The 16,129-nt window shown below is 68.0% G+C and carries 16 protein-coding genes; 13 read left to right on the top strand and 3 right to left on the bottom strand.

The features are described from left to right. Nucleotides 1–1,025, top strand: a 1,025-nt coding sequence (locus ACN0T5_RS19010; RefSeq protein ID WP_417770189.1) for a SulP family inorganic anion transporter, incomplete at its 5' end; no start/stop codon positions are given. Between the two features lie 4 nt (nt 1,026–1,029). Then, a complete protein-coding gene (locus ACN0T5_RS19015; protein WP_417770190.1) occupies nt 1,030–2,091 on the top strand; it encodes a hypothetical protein in 1,062 nt (353 codons plus the stop codon). A gap of 15 nt (nt 2,092–2,106) precedes the next feature. Here the strand turns inward: ACN0T5_RS19015 and ACN0T5_RS19020 are convergent, their stop codons facing one another. Beyond that, a complete protein-coding gene (locus tag ACN0T5_RS19020; protein WP_417770191.1) occupies nt 2,107–4,188 on the bottom strand; it encodes an EAL domain-containing protein in 2,082 nt (693 codons plus the stop codon). A 249-nt stretch (nt 4,189–4,437) separates the two neighbouring features. Between ACN0T5_RS19020 and ACN0T5_RS19025 the strand changes: the two genes are divergently transcribed. After that, on the top strand, nt 4,438–4,755 hold the full coding sequence (locus ACN0T5_RS19025) for a septal ring lytic transglycosylase RlpA family protein (protein ID WP_417770204.1): 318 nt from the start codon (nt 4,438–4,440) through the stop codon (nt 4,753–4,755). Nucleotides 4,756–5,080: 325 nt separating this feature from the next. On the opposite strand, the gene ACN0T5_RS19030 is transcribed toward ACN0T5_RS19025, so the two are convergent. Beyond that, nucleotides 5,081–6,001, bottom strand: coding sequence for a LysR substrate-binding domain-containing protein (locus ACN0T5_RS19030; protein WP_417770192.1), 921 nt, complete (start codon nt 5,999–6,001; stop codon nt 5,081–5,083). Nucleotides 6,002–6,188: 187 nt separating this feature from the next. Between ACN0T5_RS19030 and ACN0T5_RS19035 the strand changes: the two genes are divergently transcribed. From ACN0T5_RS19035 to ACN0T5_RS19045, 3 genes are all read left to right on the top strand, one after another. Beyond that, entirely contained in the window at nt 6,189–7,412 is a 1,224-nt protein-coding gene (locus tag ACN0T5_RS19035; protein ID WP_417770193.1) for an acyl-CoA dehydrogenase, read from the top strand. A 90-nt stretch (nt 7,413–7,502) separates the two neighbouring features. Then, nucleotides 7,503–8,714: an NAD(P)/FAD-dependent oxidoreductase gene (locus ACN0T5_RS19040; RefSeq protein ID WP_417770194.1), complete on the top strand. Its 1,212-nt coding sequence runs from the start codon at nt 7,503–7,505 to the stop codon at nt 8,712–8,714. 88 nt (nt 8,715–8,802) lie between these two features. Further along, a complete protein-coding gene (locus tag ACN0T5_RS19045) occupies nt 8,803–9,984 on the top strand; it encodes a pyridoxal-phosphate-dependent aminotransferase family protein (protein WP_417770195.1) in 1,182 nt (393 codons plus the stop codon). Between the two features lie 31 nt (nt 9,985–10,015). On the opposite strand, the gene pyrF is transcribed toward ACN0T5_RS19045, so the two are convergent. Beyond that, nucleotides 10,016–10,771, bottom strand: coding sequence for an orotidine-5'-phosphate decarboxylase (gene pyrF, locus ACN0T5_RS19050; protein WP_417770196.1), 756 nt, complete (start codon nt 10,769–10,771; stop codon nt 10,016–10,018). Nucleotides 10,772–10,963: 192 nt separating this feature from the next. Here pyrF and hisB point away from each other — a divergent pair, with 192 nt between their 5' ends. From hisB to coaA, 7 genes are all read left to right on the top strand, one after another. Further along, on the top strand, nt 10,964–11,557 hold the full coding sequence (hisB, locus tag ACN0T5_RS19055) for an imidazoleglycerol-phosphate dehydratase HisB (RefSeq protein ID WP_417770197.1): 594 nt from the start codon (nt 10,964–10,966) through the stop codon (nt 11,555–11,557). A 32-nt stretch (nt 11,558–11,589) separates the two neighbouring features. Then, nucleotides 11,590–12,126, top strand: a complete 537-nt coding sequence (locus tag ACN0T5_RS19060) for a DUF2628 domain-containing protein (protein WP_417770198.1) — start codon at nt 11,590–11,592, stop codon at nt 12,124–12,126. A gap of 46 nt (nt 12,127–12,172) precedes the next feature. Then, complete coding sequence (gene hisH, locus ACN0T5_RS19065) at nt 12,173–12,823, top strand: imidazole glycerol phosphate synthase subunit HisH (RefSeq protein WP_417770199.1); 651 nt, start codon at nt 12,173–12,175, stop codon at nt 12,821–12,823. Nucleotides 12,824–12,885: 62 nt separating this feature from the next. Continuing rightward, nucleotides 12,886–13,617 carry a 1-(5-phosphoribosyl)-5-[(5-phosphoribosylamino)methylideneamino]imidazole-4-carboxamide isomerase gene (hisA, locus tag ACN0T5_RS19070; protein WP_417770200.1) on the top strand — a complete coding sequence of 244 codons (732 nt, stop codon included), beginning with the start codon at nt 12,886–12,888 and terminating at the stop codon, nt 13,615–13,617. A 98-nt stretch (nt 13,618–13,715) separates the two neighbouring features. Further along, nucleotides 13,716–14,492 (top strand): imidazole glycerol phosphate synthase subunit HisF, encoded by a 777-nt coding sequence (hisF, locus tag ACN0T5_RS19075; RefSeq protein ID WP_417770201.1) that lies wholly within the window; start codon nt 13,716–13,718, stop codon nt 14,490–14,492. A 34-nt stretch (nt 14,493–14,526) separates the two neighbouring features. Further along, nucleotides 14,527–14,850, top strand: a complete 324-nt coding sequence (locus ACN0T5_RS19080; protein WP_417770202.1) for a phosphoribosyl-ATP diphosphatase — start codon at nt 14,527–14,529, stop codon at nt 14,848–14,850. 121 nt (nt 14,851–14,971) lie between these two features. Further along, complete coding sequence (coaA, locus tag ACN0T5_RS19085) at nt 14,972–15,937, top strand: type I pantothenate kinase (RefSeq protein WP_417770203.1); 966 nt, start codon at nt 14,972–14,974, stop codon at nt 15,935–15,937. The last annotated feature ends 192 nt before the right edge of the window (nt 15,938–16,129 follow it).

The following is a 16,129-nucleotide window of genomic DNA, read 5'->3' on the forward strand; positions in this document are numbered from 1 at the left end:
TGCCGGTGCCGGCGCTGCCGGCATTCGACCCTTCGCTGTGGTCGCAGCTTGCCGGCCCGGCACTGCTGATCTCGGCGATCGGTTTCGTCGAATCCGTCTCGGTGGCGCAGACGCTGGCGGCGAAGAAGCGCCAGCGCATCGTTCCCGACCAGGAACTGATCGGACTGGGCGCGGCCAATCTCGCCTCGGGCCTGTCCGGCGGCTACCCGGTGACCGGGGGCTTTGCCCGCTCCGTGGTGAATTTCGCCGCAGGCGCGGCCACGCCCCCCGCCGGCGCCTTCACCGCCATCGGCATCGCGATGGCGACCCTCTTCCTGACACCGCTGATCGCCAGCCTGCCGCAGGCAACGCTTGCGGCGACGATCATCGTCGCGGTGCTGTCGCTGGTCGACTTCAAGGCGCTCGTCCGGGTGCATGCCTATTCGCGCAGCGATTTCACGGCGATGGCCGGCACCATCCTGGTGACGCTCGGCTTCGGTGTGGAAACCGGCGTCGTCACCGGCGTTGCCGTGTCGCTGGCGCTTTATCTCTACCGCAACTCGCGTCCGCACATGGCGATCGTCGGCATCGTGCCCGGCACCGAGCATTTCCGGAACGTCAACCGGCACAAGGTGATCACCGGCGAGACGGTGCTTTCCGTGCGGGTCGACGAGAGCCTTTTCTTCGCCAACAGCCGGTTTCTGGAGGACCGGCTGACCGAACTCGTCGCCGAACGGCCGGCGCTCAGGCATGTGGTGCTGATGTGCCCGGCGGTGAACGAGATCGACGCCTCGGCGCTGGAGAGCCTCGAGGAAATCAACCGGCGGCTGCTGGATGCCGGCGTCGGCTTCCATCTCTCCGAGGTGAAGGGGCCGGTGATGGACCGGCTGCAGCGCACGGATTTCCTCAAGCACCTGAACGGCGCGGTGTTCCTGACCCAGTACGAGGCCTTCGCCGCGCTCGATCCGGACACCGCCCATATTGCCGAGGCCCGCAAGCCGCGCAAGGCGACCCGAGCCGAGTTCTGGATCGGGCCGGAGATCTGAAACGATGACCCCGGCACCCGAGGAGGGCGAGGACCCTGCAAGCGGGCTGCGCTTCCGCCACCGCCGGGCGAGGGACAGTGCGAATGGCGGCATCCTTGTCGTCGTCTTCTCGCAGGTTCGCGTCGCCGACGGGCGTTTCGGCCTGGAGCGGCTTTTCGCCAACACCCGGCATGCCTGCCTGTTCCTCAATTGTCCGGACCCGGTCTGGTATCTGGGCTGCGAGGCGGCCATCGACCGCGAAATCGCGCGCGCCATCGAGGCGGCGCGGCCAGGGCGGATCACCTATTACGGCGCCTCCAAGGGCGCACATGGCGCGCTGGCCACAGCCCTGAGACGCGAGGACGGCGCGGCCTTTGCCTTCGGTCCGGAACTGGTGCTCGGCCGGCCGGGCAGCCAGAGCGCGCGGGTCTTCGCGCCGGCAATGGCGACAGCCCCCGATCTCGCCGGCATGCTTGCCGCGTGCCGCAAGGTGGCCGCCACGCTGGTCTTCGGCGTCTTCGACCCGGTCGATGCGGGCGGCGCAGTGGCGCTTTCGGGCAGGCCGCTTCCGGAAACGGTCCGCGTTCTGCGCCTCGCCTCGCCGCATGCCAGCCACGACCATCTCTACACGCTCAACATCGCCCGCAAGCTGATCGCCGGTTTCGACCGGGATCTTGCGGCCCTTTGCAGCGAACGCGGCCTGATCGCAGCCGACACGGATGCGGACCTTGCCCGTTTCGCCGGTTTCGCGGAGGCCCGGGCGCGCGGCCTGATCGCTCCGGACACCCTCGCGGCGGCGCGGCACGATCCCTACCGCGCCCGCAATCCCGGCTACGGGCTGGAGATCGCGCGCGCGCTCGCCGATATCGGCGCGCCGGCGGAGGCGGCCGGAGAACTTGCCCGGGCACAGGCCGCGATCGATGCGAGCCCGGCCGCACGGTCACTGCCCAAACGCTGGCTCAAGGGGTTCTGGCGGGAGCGGATCGCGGCCCTCAGGGCCGCCGGAGAGACTCACGCAGCCGACCTGGCGGAGCAGGAGGCCAGACGTCGCTTTCCCGCCGATGCCCAGTGGATGGCGGCCGACTGATCAAGGCAGGACCGGTCAGATCCAGGCCTGCGGCGGGGCAACCGCGTGCCCCTGCGCATAGGTCACACCGAGGTCCCGCAGGATGCCGAGATGCAGCGGCTCGGTCACGTATTCGGCCGCCGTCGGCAGGCCGAGCGCCTCGGCAAGGCCGACGATGCCGGACACCGCAGCCCGCTTGACGGGGTCGCTGGCGAGCCCGGCGGTCAGAACCCTGTCGATCTTGATCAGGTCGAAGGCATTGGCGCGCAACTGGGTGAAGGACGCGAACCCCCGGCCGAAATGGTCAAGCGTGACCCGGCAGCCCCGGTCGCGCAGGTCGGACAGCAGGCTCCAGGCCTCCGGCTTGAGCCGGGCGAGCGCACTCTCGGACACTTCGAAGACGAGCAGCAGCGCGGTCGAGGCCTGACGCTCCAGCCGGTCCAGCAGCAGGCGCGCGAAGACCGGGCTGTGCAGCGATTCCGCCGACAGGTCCATGCAGACCGGGATGCCGGGGCCCGGGCCGGGGCTCTCCAGCCGGTCCAGAACGGCGGACAGGACAAACCGGTCGACCGCCCGCATCAGCCCGTGCCGCTCGGCCGTCGCACGGATCATCGAGGGTCCGTGCAGGCCGCCATCGGCGGCGGCGAGCCGGGGCAGGACCTCGCACATCGCGGGCGAACCGGTGGCCAGGTCGACGAGCGTCATCTGGTGGAGCAGGAAGCCGTCCTCGGCGATCGCCTTCTCCACCGCCAGCAGATGGCGCATCTCCACCTTGCGGTCTTCTCCGGAACGGTCCGCGCCATCATGGGCGACGATCCTCTGGCCTCCGGCGGCCTTGGCCTGCATGCAGGCGAAATCGGCCCATTGCAGCACCCGCCCGACGGTGATCGCCTGTTCGTGCCTGTCGGCGCCGCGATCTCCGGCAAGCGGCGCGATCGTCGCAAGTCCGACACTGGCGCTGCTGCGGAAGGTCATGCCCTCCCAACCGAAGCGATGAGCCTCGAAGGCGGAGAGAAGGCGGTTGCAGATCGCGTGGGCGGCGACCCCGTCATCGGTGTCGATGACAAGACCGAACTCGTCGCCGCCGATGCGCGCCACGCGCACATCCTCGCCGGCGAATTGCACGAGGATGCGGGCGATATCCTGCAGGAAGCGGTCGCCGGCGCCGTGCCCGGCGCTGTCATTGACCAGCTTGAAACCGTCGAGGTCGATGAAAACGACGCTGAAACCGGGGATCTCGCCACCGCGAAAGGCGGCAACGCGCTGCTCCAGCCACTTCTCGAAGGCGCGGCGGTTGGCAATGCCGGTCAGGTCGTCCTGCAGGGTCAGCCGTTCCAGCCTGTCGGACAGCCGCCGGGTCTCGGTGACGTCGCGCAAGGTGACGACGGCCGCCTCGATCTCGCCGGCTGCATTGCGGAACGGCTCGAGCCGGGCGCCCATGACCACCGTGGATCCGTCCGGCGCATTGTCGTCGTAGTGATACTCGACCGTCTCGCCGGCAAGGCACCGCTCGAGACTTGGCCGGATCTCCGCCCGGAAGCGCTCCTCGCCGACCATTCCGATCAGCGGCACCCCCCGGAACGTGTCGCGGGGACGGCCGTGCCAGCGGGCATTGCTCTCGTTGGTGAGGATGTAGCGGAAGGACCTGTCGATGATCGAGAGACGGTCCGACATCTGGTTGATGACGCTCTCGTAAAGGCGCAGGACCTCCTCGGCCTGCTTCAGGTCGGTGATGTCGCGGCCAAAGGCTGCGACCCCCAGAAGCGTGCCGTCACCGTCATGGACAGGCTGATAACGGACGTCGAAGAACCTGCGGCCGGCTCCCGGCACGTTCATCCAGTCCTGCAGGACCGCGGGCTCGCCGGCCAGCGCCTTGGCCAGATAGGGCCGGCGATGCTCGAAGGCCTGTGCGCCGGCCACCTCCTGAACCGTGCGGCCAATCGTCTCCTCGCGCGTATAGCCGCCGATGGCGGCATAGGGCTCGTTTGCCTCGCGGATGACGTAGTCGGGCGAACAGAAGTAGATCGGGTCCCGGGACGCGGCAATGATCGCGGCATGAAGGTTGCCGACCCACTCGCCCGATCCTGTCGCGCCGCCCCCCTTGCCCTTGTCGCTCATCGCGGACTTCCGCCGCGAATGGCGTCGGCGCCGTGTACCTGGCGCCCAAAGCAAAGCCCCGAAGGATACGCAGGGGACCCGCCCCCCGCCTTAACAAGGTCATAAAAAACGATCATGCCCCAATAGACTCGTCAATTGACGGAGCCGTAGAGACGCGCTCCGAAAAACTATCAAGAAGCGAAGTATGAGTGGCGTGAAATGATTCGCAAGCCTTGCCTATACGTAATTGCAGCAATTTCCGTCGCGGCGATGCCGGCAGTGGCGGCGGCCGAATGTGGCAAGGCGTCGTGGTATCAGCTGCGCGGCCGCACGGCGAGCGGGGTCATGGCCGACCCGGAGAAGATGACGGCCGCCCACCGCAAACTGGCCTTCGGAACGCGGGTCACCGTGGAGAACCTCGCCAATGGCCGTTCGGTCACGGTGACCATCGTCGACCGCGGCCCGTTCGTGCGCGGCCGGGTGATCGACGTCTCGCGGCGTGCGGCGCGGGAACTGAGGTTCATGAACAGGGGCGTGACACGGGTCCGCGTCACGGTCGCCGGCAGAAAGGCCGTCAGCTGCGGGTGACGGTGTGCGTGCGGCGTGACATGACCGGAGCCTGGAACGTCTTGCAGGATGGACGCGGCCGCGGGGAAAAATGGTCCTGACCGCAGGGAGGGAGGGGGGAAACCCCACGGTCAGGACCGCCGCATCTCCTTTACGAAGACAATCCGATACCAGCAGGATTCGCGCGGGATGCAAACCCGATTTTTTTCCCTGCATCGGAAAGCCGCGAAACAGGCGCGATCCCGCTCTGGCGAAAGAGGCAAGGCCCGGGGGCGCCCCTGTCCGGGGAAGCCTGCAGGACTGCCCTTGAATTCAATGCCTTGACAGCGACCTTCCGACGCCCGCCTCAGCCCGGAAGCCAGGCCCTGTCGCCATTGCCGGAGGCCGCCTCGGCGAGCAGCCAGTCCCGGAAGCGCGCCGCCACCGGACGCAGGCCCCGGTTCTCCGGATAGACCAGGTGATAGGCCGACGGCAGTCTGAGCACAGTGTCGAAAAGCTGCACCAGACGTCCGCTCGCCAGATCCTCCGAGACGAAGAAACGGGGCACGAGAGCCGCGCCCAGGTCGTTGGCAGCCGCCTCCGCCATCATCACGAACTGCTCGAAGCGAGGACCCTGGAAGGCAAGATCCGTGTCGACGCCGGCCTCCTCGAACCATTGCCGCCACGCAAGCGGCCGGGTCGACTGGTGCAACCGGGTCAGGCCGGCGAGATCGGCCGGGCCGGCAATGCGGTGGCGGGCGCGGAAGGACGGCGATGACACCGCGACCACTTCCTCGCGGAACAGCGGTTCGGCCACCGCGCCGGCCCAGACCGGGTCGCCATAATGGATCGCCGCGTCGAAGGGCTCCTTGGCGAAGTCGAAGGGCCTCAGGCGCACCGCGATGTTGAAGCTGGCGGACGGGTGGGCGGCAATGAAGCCGGCGAGGCGCGGCGCCAGCCAGTGGGTGCCGAAGGACGGCAGGGTCGCCAGGTTGAGCACATCCTCGTTGCCGGCAAAGGACATCACCTGGCGGGTGGCGGCGGTGAGGCTTTCCAGCGCACCGCGCACATCGTGCAGATAGAGCCGGCCGGCATCGGTCAGGACGATGCGCTGGCGCACCCGCTTGAACAGTTCGACACCCAGACGCACCTCCAGATGGCGCACCTGCTTGGATACCGCGCCCTGGGTCAGGTGCAGTTCCTCGGCGGCGCGGGTGAAGCTGCCATGGCGGGCCGCGCATTCGAAGGCGATCAGGCTGTCGGCGTGGGGAACGAAACCGCGTTTCAAAACCTATTCCATTCGCTCATGAAGTCGGGACAACATATCACTTTGCGCAAGCCTGCACAGGCCGGACACTTCGGCCTCACGATCAACACCGGCCCGGGGCGGAAAACCGGGCTTTATGGCCTGGAACGGCACAGTGGCGGCGCGCTCCCGCGCCCCGCAGGCCAGCCCCGCCAGAAGGAGACAGAACATGACCGCACAGGCCGCAACCAAGCCGAAATCCGATCCGACCGGAGGCGGCCGGTTCGCATGGGACGACCCGTTCCTGCTGCGCGACCAGCTCAACGAGGACGAGATCCTCATCATGGAGACGGCCCGCGCCTACGCCCAGGAAAAGCTGATGCCGCGCGTGATCGAGGCCTATGGCCAGGAGCGCACCCACCGCGAGATCTTCAACGAGATGGGCGAGCTCGGCCTGATCGGCGTGACCCTGCCGGAAGACTATGGCTGCGCCGGCGCGTCCTATGTCGCCTACGGGCTGGTGGCGCGCGAGATCGAGCGCGTCGACAGCGGCTTCCGCTCGATGAACTCGGTGCAGTCGTCGCTGGTCATGTATCCGATCTATGCCTATGGCAGCGAGGAGCAGCGCCGCAAGTACCTGCCGAAGCTCGCCTCGGGCGAGTTCGTCGGCTGTTTCGGCCTGACCGAGCCGGATGCCGGCTCCGATCCCGGCGGCATGCGCACCCGCGCCGAGAAGATCGACGGCGGCTACCGGCTGAAGGGATCCAAGATGTGGATCTCCAACTCGCCGATCGCCGATGTCTTCGTCGTCTGGGCGAAGTCGGAGGCCCATGACGGGGCGATCCGCGGCTTCGTGCTGGACAAGGGCATGAAGGGCCTGTCGGCGCCGAAGATCGGCGGCAAGCTGTCGCTTCGCGCCTCCGTCACCGGCGAGATCGTGATGGACAGTGTCGAGGTCGGCGAGGACGCGCTGCTGCCCAACGTGTCCGGCCTGAAGGGGCCGTTCGGCTGCCTCAACCGGGCCCGCTACGGCATTTCCTGGGGCGCGCTGGGCGCGGCCGAGGACTGCTGGCACCGGGCGCGCAACTACGGGCTGGAGCGCAAGCAGTTCAACCGGCCGCTGGCGCAGACGCAGCTGTTCCAGAAGAAGCTCGCCGACATGCAGACCGAAATCGCGCTCGGCCTGCAGGGGTCCCTGCGCGTCGGCCGGCTGTTCGACGAGGGCCGCGTGGCGCCCGAGATGATCTCCATCGTCAAGCGCAACAATTGCGGCAAGGCGCTGGACATCGCCCGCCAGGCCCGCGACATGCATGGCGGCAACGGCATCCAGGAGGAGTATCACGTGATGCGGCACTCCCAGAACCTGGAGACGGTCAACACCTACGAGGGCACGCATGACGTCCATGCGCTGATCCTCGGCCGCGCCCAGACCGGCCTGCAGGCGTTCTTCTGATCGCACGCGCCCGGCGCGGCCCCTTGCGGGCCGCGCCGTCGCGACGAGGGACACGAGGCACCACCCGCTTTCGACAGGACGCGTTCGAACGTGACCGCCAGGACTTTTGATGTCGTGATCGTCGGCGGTGCGGTGATGGGTTCCTCCATCGCCTGCCACCTGGCGCTCGATCCGGACTTTTCCGGCTCCGTGCTGGTCATCGAGAAGGACCCGTCCTACCGGGCCTGCGCCTCGGCGCTGTCGGCCGCCTCGATCCGCCAGCAGTTCTCCGACCCGACCAACATCGCCATATCGCTCTACGGAATCGAGTTCCTGCGCGAGATCGGCACGCGGCTTGCCACCGGCGACACACGCCCGGCGATCGACCTGCACGAGGGCGGTTACCTGTTCCTGGCGACGCCGGACAAGCGGTCGATCCTGGAGGAAAACCACGCCCTGCAGACGCGCATGGGCGCCGATATCGCCTTCCTGGAGCCGCATGAGCTTGCCGCACGGTTTCCCTGGCTGAACGTCGAGGACATCGCCGCCGGCTGCTGGGGGCGCACGGGCGAGGGCTGGTTCGACGGCTACGGGTTGATGCAGGCCTTCCGCAAGAAGGCGCGGGCGCTCGGCGTGCCTTACGAAGCGGGCGAGGTGACAATGGCGGCGCGTGAGGGGGCGGCGCGTGAGGGGATGGCGCGCGAGGGCGAGGGTTTCCGCCTGACGCTTTCCAGCGGCGAGGAAATCTCCTGCGGGATACTGGTCAACGCCGCCGGCGCCAGCGGAGCGGCACGCCTTGCCGGCCAGCTCGGCGTCGCCCTGCCGGTCGAAAGCCGCAAGCGGATGATCTTCACCTTCACCTGCCGCGAGACGGTCGCCGGTTGTCCGCTTCTCATCGATCCGAGCGGCACCTATGTGCGCCCGGAAGGGACCGGCTTCCTGTGCGGCTCGGCGCCGCCCGAGGAGCGCGATCCGGAAAGCGGCGACTTCGACGTCGAGCACGAGTTCTTCGACGACTATCTCTGGCCGGTGCTGGCGACCCGCGTACCGGCTTTCGAGGCAATCCGCCCGGGCCAGGCCTGGGCCGGGCACTACGACATGAATCTCTTCGACCACAACGCCATTCTCGGCCCGGTCGAGGCGGTTCCGGGCCTTTTCCTGTGCACCGGCTTTTCCGGGCACGGGCTGCAGCAGGCACCGGCGGTCGGTCGCGGCATGGCGGAACTGGTCGTCCACGGGCGCTACCGGACGCTCGATCTTGCACCCTTCAGCTTCTCGCGCATTGCGCAAAACCGTCCGGTGTTGGAAAAGAACGTGGTCTGAGATTTCGCTCAGGCTCACAGCTTCCCATGACCGGCATGCGCCGGATCGCGCATCGCCGGTCCTCCCCAAGAGCTGCCCAGAGGTTCCCATGACGCTCGCCAAAGGCCGCGAATTCCTGATGATCCCCGGCCCGACCAACGTGCCGGACGAGGTGCTCAGGGCCATGCACCGGCCGGCCATCGACATTTACGACGGGGCGCTTCTCGACGTCACCGACACCTGTCTTGCGGACCTGAAGACCGTGTTCGGCACGGACGGAACGCCGTTCATCTATGCCGCCAACGGGCATGGCGCCTGGGAAGCGGCGCTTTCCAACACGCTGTCGCGCGGCGAGATGGTGCTGGTGCTCGATTCGGGCCGCTTCGCCCGCGGCTGGGGCGAGATGGCGACGAAGCTCGGCCTCACGGTCGAGGTGCTCGCCGGCGACTGGCGCCGTGCGGTCGATCCGCAGGCGGTGACGGCGCGACTGGCCGCGGACACCGCCGGCGAGATCAAGGCGGTGCTGGTGGTGCAGGTCGACACCGCCTCGGGCGTGATCAACGACATTCCGGCGCTGCGGAAGGCGATCGATGCGGCCGGTCACGGGGCGCTGTTCATGGTCGACACGATCGCCTCGCTCGGCTGCGTTCCCTTCGAGATGGATGCCTGGGGCGTCGACCTGACCGTGACGGGCGCGCAAAAGGGCCTGATGACACCGCCGGGGCTTGCCTTTGTCGCCGCCGGCGCCAGGGCGATGGCAGCCCATGAGAGCGCCGATCTCGTCACGTTCTACTGGGACTGGACCTTCCGGCAGGGCTCCGAGCACTATCAGAAATACTGCGGCACGCCGCCCGAGCACCTGCTCTACGCGTTCCGGCAGGCGCTCGACATCCTGCTCGGCGAGGGCCTTGCAGCCGCACACCGGCGCCATGCGCTGCTGGCCGGGGCGGTGCGCGCCTGCCTTGAGGTCTGGGCCGAGGGCGGGGCGATGGAGTTCAACATCCTCGACCCCAGGGAGCGCTCCGATTCGGTGACGGTGATGCGCACCCCCGGTTTCGACCCGAAGGCGCTGAAGACCTTCTGCCAGGAGACCTGCGGCGTGACCATTGGCGGCACGATCGGCGAAATTGCCGGCCAGGGTTTCCGTATCGGCCATATGGGCCATGTCAACGCGCCGATGGTGCTCGGCACGCTGGGCGCGATGGAGCTGGGGCTTGCCGCGCTGAAGATCCCGCACGGGCGCGGCGGGCTGCAGGCGGCAATAGACCACCTCGCCGCCGCCATCGGCTGAGGCCGGTCCGCGCGCCGGCCCGGTCCGTTCGTCAGAGAGCCGCGTCGATCTCCGCGACGATCGCCTCGGCGGCGGCGCGCGGATCGGGCGCCTGCACCACCGGCCGGGCGACGACGATGTAATCGGCGCCGGCGCGGATCGCATCGCCCGGTGTCATGATGCGCTTCTGGTCGCCCGCCTCGGAGCCGGCGGGCCGGATGCCCGGCGTCACCGTCACCAGCGAGGGGCCGACCGCCTCGCGCAGGGCGCCGACCTCGTGCGGCGAGCAGACGATGCCGCCCATGCCGGACACCCGCGCGTCGGCGGCGCGCACCCGCACGAGATCCTCGACGCTGCCGGCATAGCCCGCATCATGCAGGTCGTCCTCGTCCATCGAGGTCAGCACGGTGACGCCGAGCAGGCAGAGATCGCCGCCCACCGCCTCAAGTCCTGCGACAGCGGCACGCATCGCCTTGGGATAGGCATGGATGGTGACGAAGCGCATGCCCATGCGGGCGATGTTCTCCACCCCCTTCATCACCGTGTTGTCGATGTCGAGCAGCTTGACGTCGAGAAAGATGCTGTGGCCCTCGCGCGCAAGTTCTTCGGCAAAGGCCAGACCGCCGGCGAATTGCAGCTGCATGCCGATCTTGTAGGTGCCGACCGCGCCCTTCGTCCGCTCGACGATGGCGCGCGCTTCCTCGATCGTGGGAACATCGAGACCGACCATCAGGCGGTCGCGTGCGGAAGCGGGCGCGAAACGCGACGGGATACGTTCGGCTGTCTCGATCTGAAAGTCCGGCTGCATGGCGGGGCGGTCTCCCGGTTGCGGTTGAAGTCTGCTTTTTCTCCTCATACCCAAGCAGCGGCCAAATGGCCAGAACGGGGCAATGCGCGGTATTTCCTTGCGACAAGCCTCCTGTTACAAGGCGGGGCTGCCCGAGCAGTCTTGGCCGGCGCCCCTTGCGGGGCCGGCGCGAACCGAAGGACATGGCCGCCCATGCGCAACGCGACGATCTCGCGCACGACCAGGGAAACCGACATCAGCGTCACCGTCGCCCTCGACGGAACCGGCGCCTATGCGGTGCAGACCGGTATCGGCTTTCTCGATCACATGCTGGAGCAGCTGGCCCGGCACTCGCTGATCGACATCACGGTCAAGGCGACGGGCGACACGCATATCGACTTCCACCACACGGCGGAGGATGTCGGCATCGCGCTCGGACAGGCGCTGAAAAAGGCGCTCGGCGACATGACCGGCATCACCCGTTACGCGGACTGTCACCTGGCCATGGACGAGGCGCTGACGCGCTGCGCGCTCGATGTCTCCGGCCGGCCGTTCCTGGTCTGGGACGTCACTTTTCCGCGCGACAAGGTGGGCGACTTCGACACGGAACTGTTCGAGGAATTCTTCCGTGCCTTCGCGATGAATGCCGGGATCACGCTGCACATCGCAAATCTCGCAGGCACCAACTGCCACCACATCGCCGAGACCTGCTTCAAGGCGGTGGCACGGGCGCTGCGCAAGGCGATCGAGCCGGACCCGCGCCAGGCGGGCCGGGTGCCCTCGACCAAGGGCCAGCTCGGCGGCTGACGCCGCCAGCCGCCACGGCCAAGGAGGACGCGATGTCGCTCTACATGGTGCTGATCCCGCCCGGTGCGCGACTCGAGGCCATGCGCCTTGGCGATCTCGACCGCACAACTTTCATCAAGGACGGCTTCTGCTGGCCGGCACTGTTCTTCTCGCTGCCCTGGCTGCTGGTGCGCCGCCTGTGGCTGGTTCTGGTCGCCTATCTGGTCGCCGGCCTGCTGCTGGAGGCCGCCACGCGGCTCGCCGGCGGGCCGGTGCCCGGCATTGGCGCCGTCCTCTTCGCCCTGTTCTTCGCGCTGCATGCGAACGGCCTGCGCCGCTGGACCCTGGAACGGCGCGGCTGGCGACAGGTCGCCGCCATCGAGGCGCGCAACGCGGTCGAGGCCGAGCAACGCTTCTTCTCGCGGCTGGCAGCCTCTGCGGGCGACCAGCCGGCCAACACCGGCGAAGCGCCCTCTGCCCATGGCCAGGCACCGGACACCCGTCCGGCGCGGGCACCCGCACACGGGCTGGTGCCGAGGATCGGCGGCGAGCGCGTCGTCGGCCTCAGCCTCGGCCCGGCACAGGGCTGATGCTCCCATCCGAACCGTTCCCCATCCGCCACGGACGTCTCCCATCATGCTGATCGCCATCATCGACTACGGATCCGGCAACCTGCGCTCGGCGCAAAAGGCGTTCGAGCGGGCCGCCCATGCCCACGCCCGCAAGCCGCAGGTGCGGGTGACGGCCGATCCGGACGTGGTGGCGCGCGCCGACAAGGTGGTGCTGCCGGGCGTCGGCGCCTTCGCCGACTGCCGGCGCGGGCTTGCCGCCGTCGACGGCATGAGCGAGGCGCTGCTGGAGGCCGTCGAGACGAAGGCAAGGCCGTTCTTCGGGATCTGTGTCGGCATGCAGCTGATGGCGGCGCGCGGGCTCGAGTTCGAGACCACGCAGGGCTTTGGCTGGATCCCCGGCGACGTCACCGCGATCACGCCGGATGATCCCGGCCTGAAGATCCCGCATATGGGCTGGAACACGATCCGGCTGGCGCGCGAGCACGCGCTGTTTGCCGGCATCGAGACGGGGGACGACGGCCTGCACGCCTATTTCGTCCACTCCTATCACCTCAAGGCGGCCGACCCGGCGCATGTCGTCGCCACCGCCGACTATGGCGGGGAAATCACCGCCGTGGTCAGCCGCGACAACATGGTCGGGACCCAGTTCCACCCGGAGAAGAGCCAGCGGCTCGGCCTTGCCCTGATCGCAAACTTCCTCGACTGGGCGCCGTAAGGCTCGACCCGGCACGACACGGACGGCGGGCCGCCCGCCCCCCAACACCGAACGGACAGACAATGCCCTTTCTCTTTCCCGCCATCGACCTGAAAGGCGGCCAGTGCGTGCGCCTGAAACTCGGCGACATGGCGCAGGCGACCGTCTTCAACGACGATCCGGCCGACCAGGCGCTGAGCTTCCAGAACCAGGGTTTCAGCCATCTGCATGTGGTCGACCTGGACGGCGCCTTCGCCGGCGAAAGCCGCAACGGGGGGGCGGTCGACGCGATCCTTGCCGCCACGACCAACCCGGTGCAGCTCGGCGGCGGCATCCGCAGCCTTGCCCATGTGGAGGCCTGGCTGGAAAAGGGCATTGCCCGGGTGATCCTGGGCACGGTCGCGGTGCGCGATCCGGACCTCGTCAAGGCGGCCTGCAAGGCCTTTCCGGGCAAGGTCGCCGTCGGCATCGACGCGCGCGGCGGCAAGGTCGCGGTCGAGGGCTGGGCGGAGACCTCCGAACTCTCCGCCATCGACCTGGCGCGCCGCTTCGAGGACGCGGGCGTCGCCGCGATCATCTACACCGATATCGACCGCGACGGCGTGCTGGCCGGCATCAACTGGGAGGGGACGCTGGCGCTGGCCGAGGCGACCTCGATCCCGGTGATCGCCTCCGGCGGGCTTGCCTCCATCGACGATGTCAGGCGGCTCGCGGAACCGCATTGCGCACGGCTCGAAGGCGCGATCTCGGGACGGGCGCTCTATGACGGGCGGCTCGACCCGGCCGAGGCCTTGAGGGTGCTCGCCGGGGGATGAGGTCGCGGCCCGCGCGTCTCTGAAAGCTTTCCCGACTTTGCACCGGGGGCAAGGGCCTGTATGCTGCGCCTGCGAAATACGCTGGAAAGCCTGCCAAGATGTTGAAAGCACGAGTCATTCCCTGTCTTGACGTCAAGGACGGCCGCGTCGTCAAGGGCGTGAATTTCGTCAATCTGGTGGATGCGGGCGACCCCGTGGAGGCTGCCAAGGCCTATGATGCGGCCGGCGCCGACGAGCTCTGCTTCCTCGATATCACCGCGAGCCACGAGAACCGCGACACGATCTTCGACGTGGTCCGGCGCACGGCGGAAGCCTGCTTCATGCCGCTCACCGTGGGTGGCGGCGTGCGCAAGGTGGAGGATATCCGCAAGCTGCTGGTGGCGGGCGCAGACAAGGTGTCGATCAACACGGCGGCGGTGAAGAACCCGGACTTCATCCGCGAGGCGGCGGAGAAATTCGGCGCGCAATGCATCGTCGTCTCCATCGACGCCAAACAGGTCAACGCGCCGGGCGAGCCGGAGCGTTTCGAGATCTTCACCCATGGCGGTCGCGAGGCGACCGGCATCGACGCCGTCGCCTTTGCGCAGTCCGCGGTCGAGCTTGGCGCGGGCGAACTGCTTGTCACCTCGATGGACCGCGACGGAACGCGGCTCGGCTTCAACCTGGCGCTGACGCGCGCCATTGCCGATGCGGTGCCGGTGCCGGTGATCGCGTCCGGCGGCGTCGGCACGCTCGACCATCTCGTCGAGGGCGTGCGCGAGGGCCACGCGACGGCGGTGCTCGCCGCCTCGATCTTCCATTTCGGGACCCATACGATCCGCGAAGCCAAGACCCACATGGCGCGCGCCGGCATCCCGATGCGGCTCGACGCCTGATACGCGCCCGCACGAGAGAGACAGTTTCAGACCAATGACCGGCTTCACTCTTTCCGACCTGGACCGCATTATCGAAGCGCGCGCGACAGGCGACGATCCCGGCTCCTATACGCGCAAGCTGATTGAAAAGGGCGTGCCGAAGATCGCCCAGAAGGTCGGCGAGGAAGGGGTCGAGGCGGCGATTGCCGCAGTCATGGGCGACAATGACGGGCTTACCGGCGAGGCGGCCGACCTGCTCTATCACCTCCTGGTGCTGCTCCGCGCCCGCGAGGTTCCGCTGTCGGCGGTGATGGACGAACTGGAGCGGCGCACGGCGCAGAGCGGACTGCAGGAAAAGGCCTCGCGCGCGGACCGGTGACCGGATCCGGCGCGCGGTGCCTGAAAACAAGACGATCGACGGCGACGTGTCCGATGAACGGACCGGGCCGGTCGGTCCGGACGGGTCGGGAGCCCGGCGGGATCGGGATAGCTTGATCACGATGGAACACAGTCTGAACCGGGTCGCCGAAGACGATCTGTCGCCCTACCGGGTGTTCACCGAGGCCGAATGGGCAAAGCTCAGGGCCGACACGCCGATGACGCTGACGGGTGCGGAAGTGCGGCGGCTGCAGTCGCTCAACGATCCGGTTTCCATCGCCCAGGTGGAATCGATCCTGCTGCCGCTTTCCAGGCTGCTTGCCTATTATGTCGAGGCAACCCAGCAGTTGCACCGCGCAACGAGCCGGTTCCTGGGCTCAAACGACGTCAAGAACCCCTTCATCATCGGCATCGCCGGCTCGGTGGCGGTGGGCAAGTCGACCACCGCGCGCCTGCTGCAGGCGCTCCTGGCGCGCTGGCCGGCGAGCCCGAAGGTCGACCTCGTCACCACCGACGGCTTCCTCTATCCGAACGCGGTGCTGGAGGCCGAGGGGCTGATGCGGCGCAAGGGCTTTCCGGAAAGCTATGACCGGGCAACGCTGCTGAAATTCCTGTCCGACCTGAAGGCGGGACGACGGCATGTGGCCGCGCCGGTCTATTCCCACTTCTACTATGACGTGATGCCGGGCCAGTATGTGACGGTCGACCGGCCGGACATCCTCATTCTCGAGGGGCTCAACGTGCTGCAGACGACGAACCTGCCGCGCGACGGCAAGGAAGTGCCCTTCGTCTCTGATTTCTTCGATTTCTCGATCTATATCGATGCCGACGAGGACGTGCTGCACGACTGGTACATGTCGCGCTTCATGCGGCTGCGCGAGACCGCCTTCCGCGATCCGGGCTCCTATTTCAACAAGTATTCCAAGGTCTCCGACACGGAGGCCCTGGAAATCGCCGAGAGCCTGTGGAGCGAGATCAACCTGGTCAACCTGCACGAGAACATCCAGCCGACCCGGCCGCGCGCCGACCTGATCCTGCGCAAGGCTGACACGCATGCGATCGACGAGGTGCGACTGAGGAAGCTGTGAGGCGCTGCGGCCGTCACCGGCTCCAGAATCAGACCGGCTTCATGCCGTTGCGCGCCAGCACCTCGCCGGCGAGATAGAGCGACCCGCAGACAAGCACACGCGGCGGCACGTCGTCGCGTGCGGGCACCGTGCGGACATGCTCGAGCGCGGCTGGCAGCGAGGCAGAGGCACCGGCCGCAAGCCCCGCCTCGC

Origin of the sequence: Stappia sp., from assembly GCF_048261845.1 — a bacterium.
Classification (GTDB): domain Bacteria; phylum Pseudomonadota; class Alphaproteobacteria; order Rhizobiales; family Stappiaceae; genus Stappia.

What these genes read in the sequence shown, in the direction of transcription:
- ACN0T5_RS19015 (WP_417770190.1), top strand. Translation starts at nt 1,030, where the DNA reads ATGACCCCGGCACCCGAGGAGGGCGAGGACCCTGCAAGCGGGCTGCGC.
- ACN0T5_RS19020 (WP_417770191.1), bottom strand. Translation starts at nt 4,188, where the DNA reads ATGAGCGACAAGGGCAAGGGGGGCGGCGCGACAGGATCGGGCGAGTGG.
- ACN0T5_RS19025 (WP_417770204.1), top strand. Translation starts at nt 4,438, where the DNA reads ATGCCGGCAGTGGCGGCGGCCGAATGTGGCAAGGCGTCGTGGTATCAG.
- ACN0T5_RS19035 (WP_417770193.1), top strand. Translation starts at nt 6,189, where the DNA reads ATGACCGCACAGGCCGCAACCAAGCCGAAATCCGATCCGACCGGAGGC.
- ACN0T5_RS19045 (WP_417770195.1), top strand. Translation starts at nt 8,803, where the DNA reads ATGACGCTCGCCAAAGGCCGCGAATTCCTGATGATCCCCGGCCCGACC.
- pyrF (WP_417770196.1), bottom strand. Translation starts at nt 10,771, where the DNA reads ATGCAGCCGGACTTTCAGATCGAGACAGCCGAACGTATCCCGTCGCGT.
- hisB (WP_417770197.1), top strand. Translation starts at nt 10,964, where the DNA reads ATGCGCAACGCGACGATCTCGCGCACGACCAGGGAAACCGACATCAGC.
- ACN0T5_RS19060 (WP_417770198.1), top strand. Translation starts at nt 11,590, where the DNA reads ATGTCGCTCTACATGGTGCTGATCCCGCCCGGTGCGCGACTCGAGGCC.
- hisH (WP_417770199.1), top strand. Translation starts at nt 12,173, where the DNA reads ATGCTGATCGCCATCATCGACTACGGATCCGGCAACCTGCGCTCGGCG.
- hisA (WP_417770200.1), top strand. Translation starts at nt 12,886, where the DNA reads ATGCCCTTTCTCTTTCCCGCCATCGACCTGAAAGGCGGCCAGTGCGTG.
- hisF (WP_417770201.1), top strand. Translation starts at nt 13,716, where the DNA reads ATGTTGAAAGCACGAGTCATTCCCTGTCTTGACGTCAAGGACGGCCGC.
- ACN0T5_RS19080 (WP_417770202.1), top strand. Translation starts at nt 14,527, where the DNA reads ATGACCGGCTTCACTCTTTCCGACCTGGACCGCATTATCGAAGCGCGC.
- coaA (WP_417770203.1), top strand. Translation starts at nt 14,972, where the DNA reads ATGGAACACAGTCTGAACCGGGTCGCCGAAGACGATCTGTCGCCCTAC.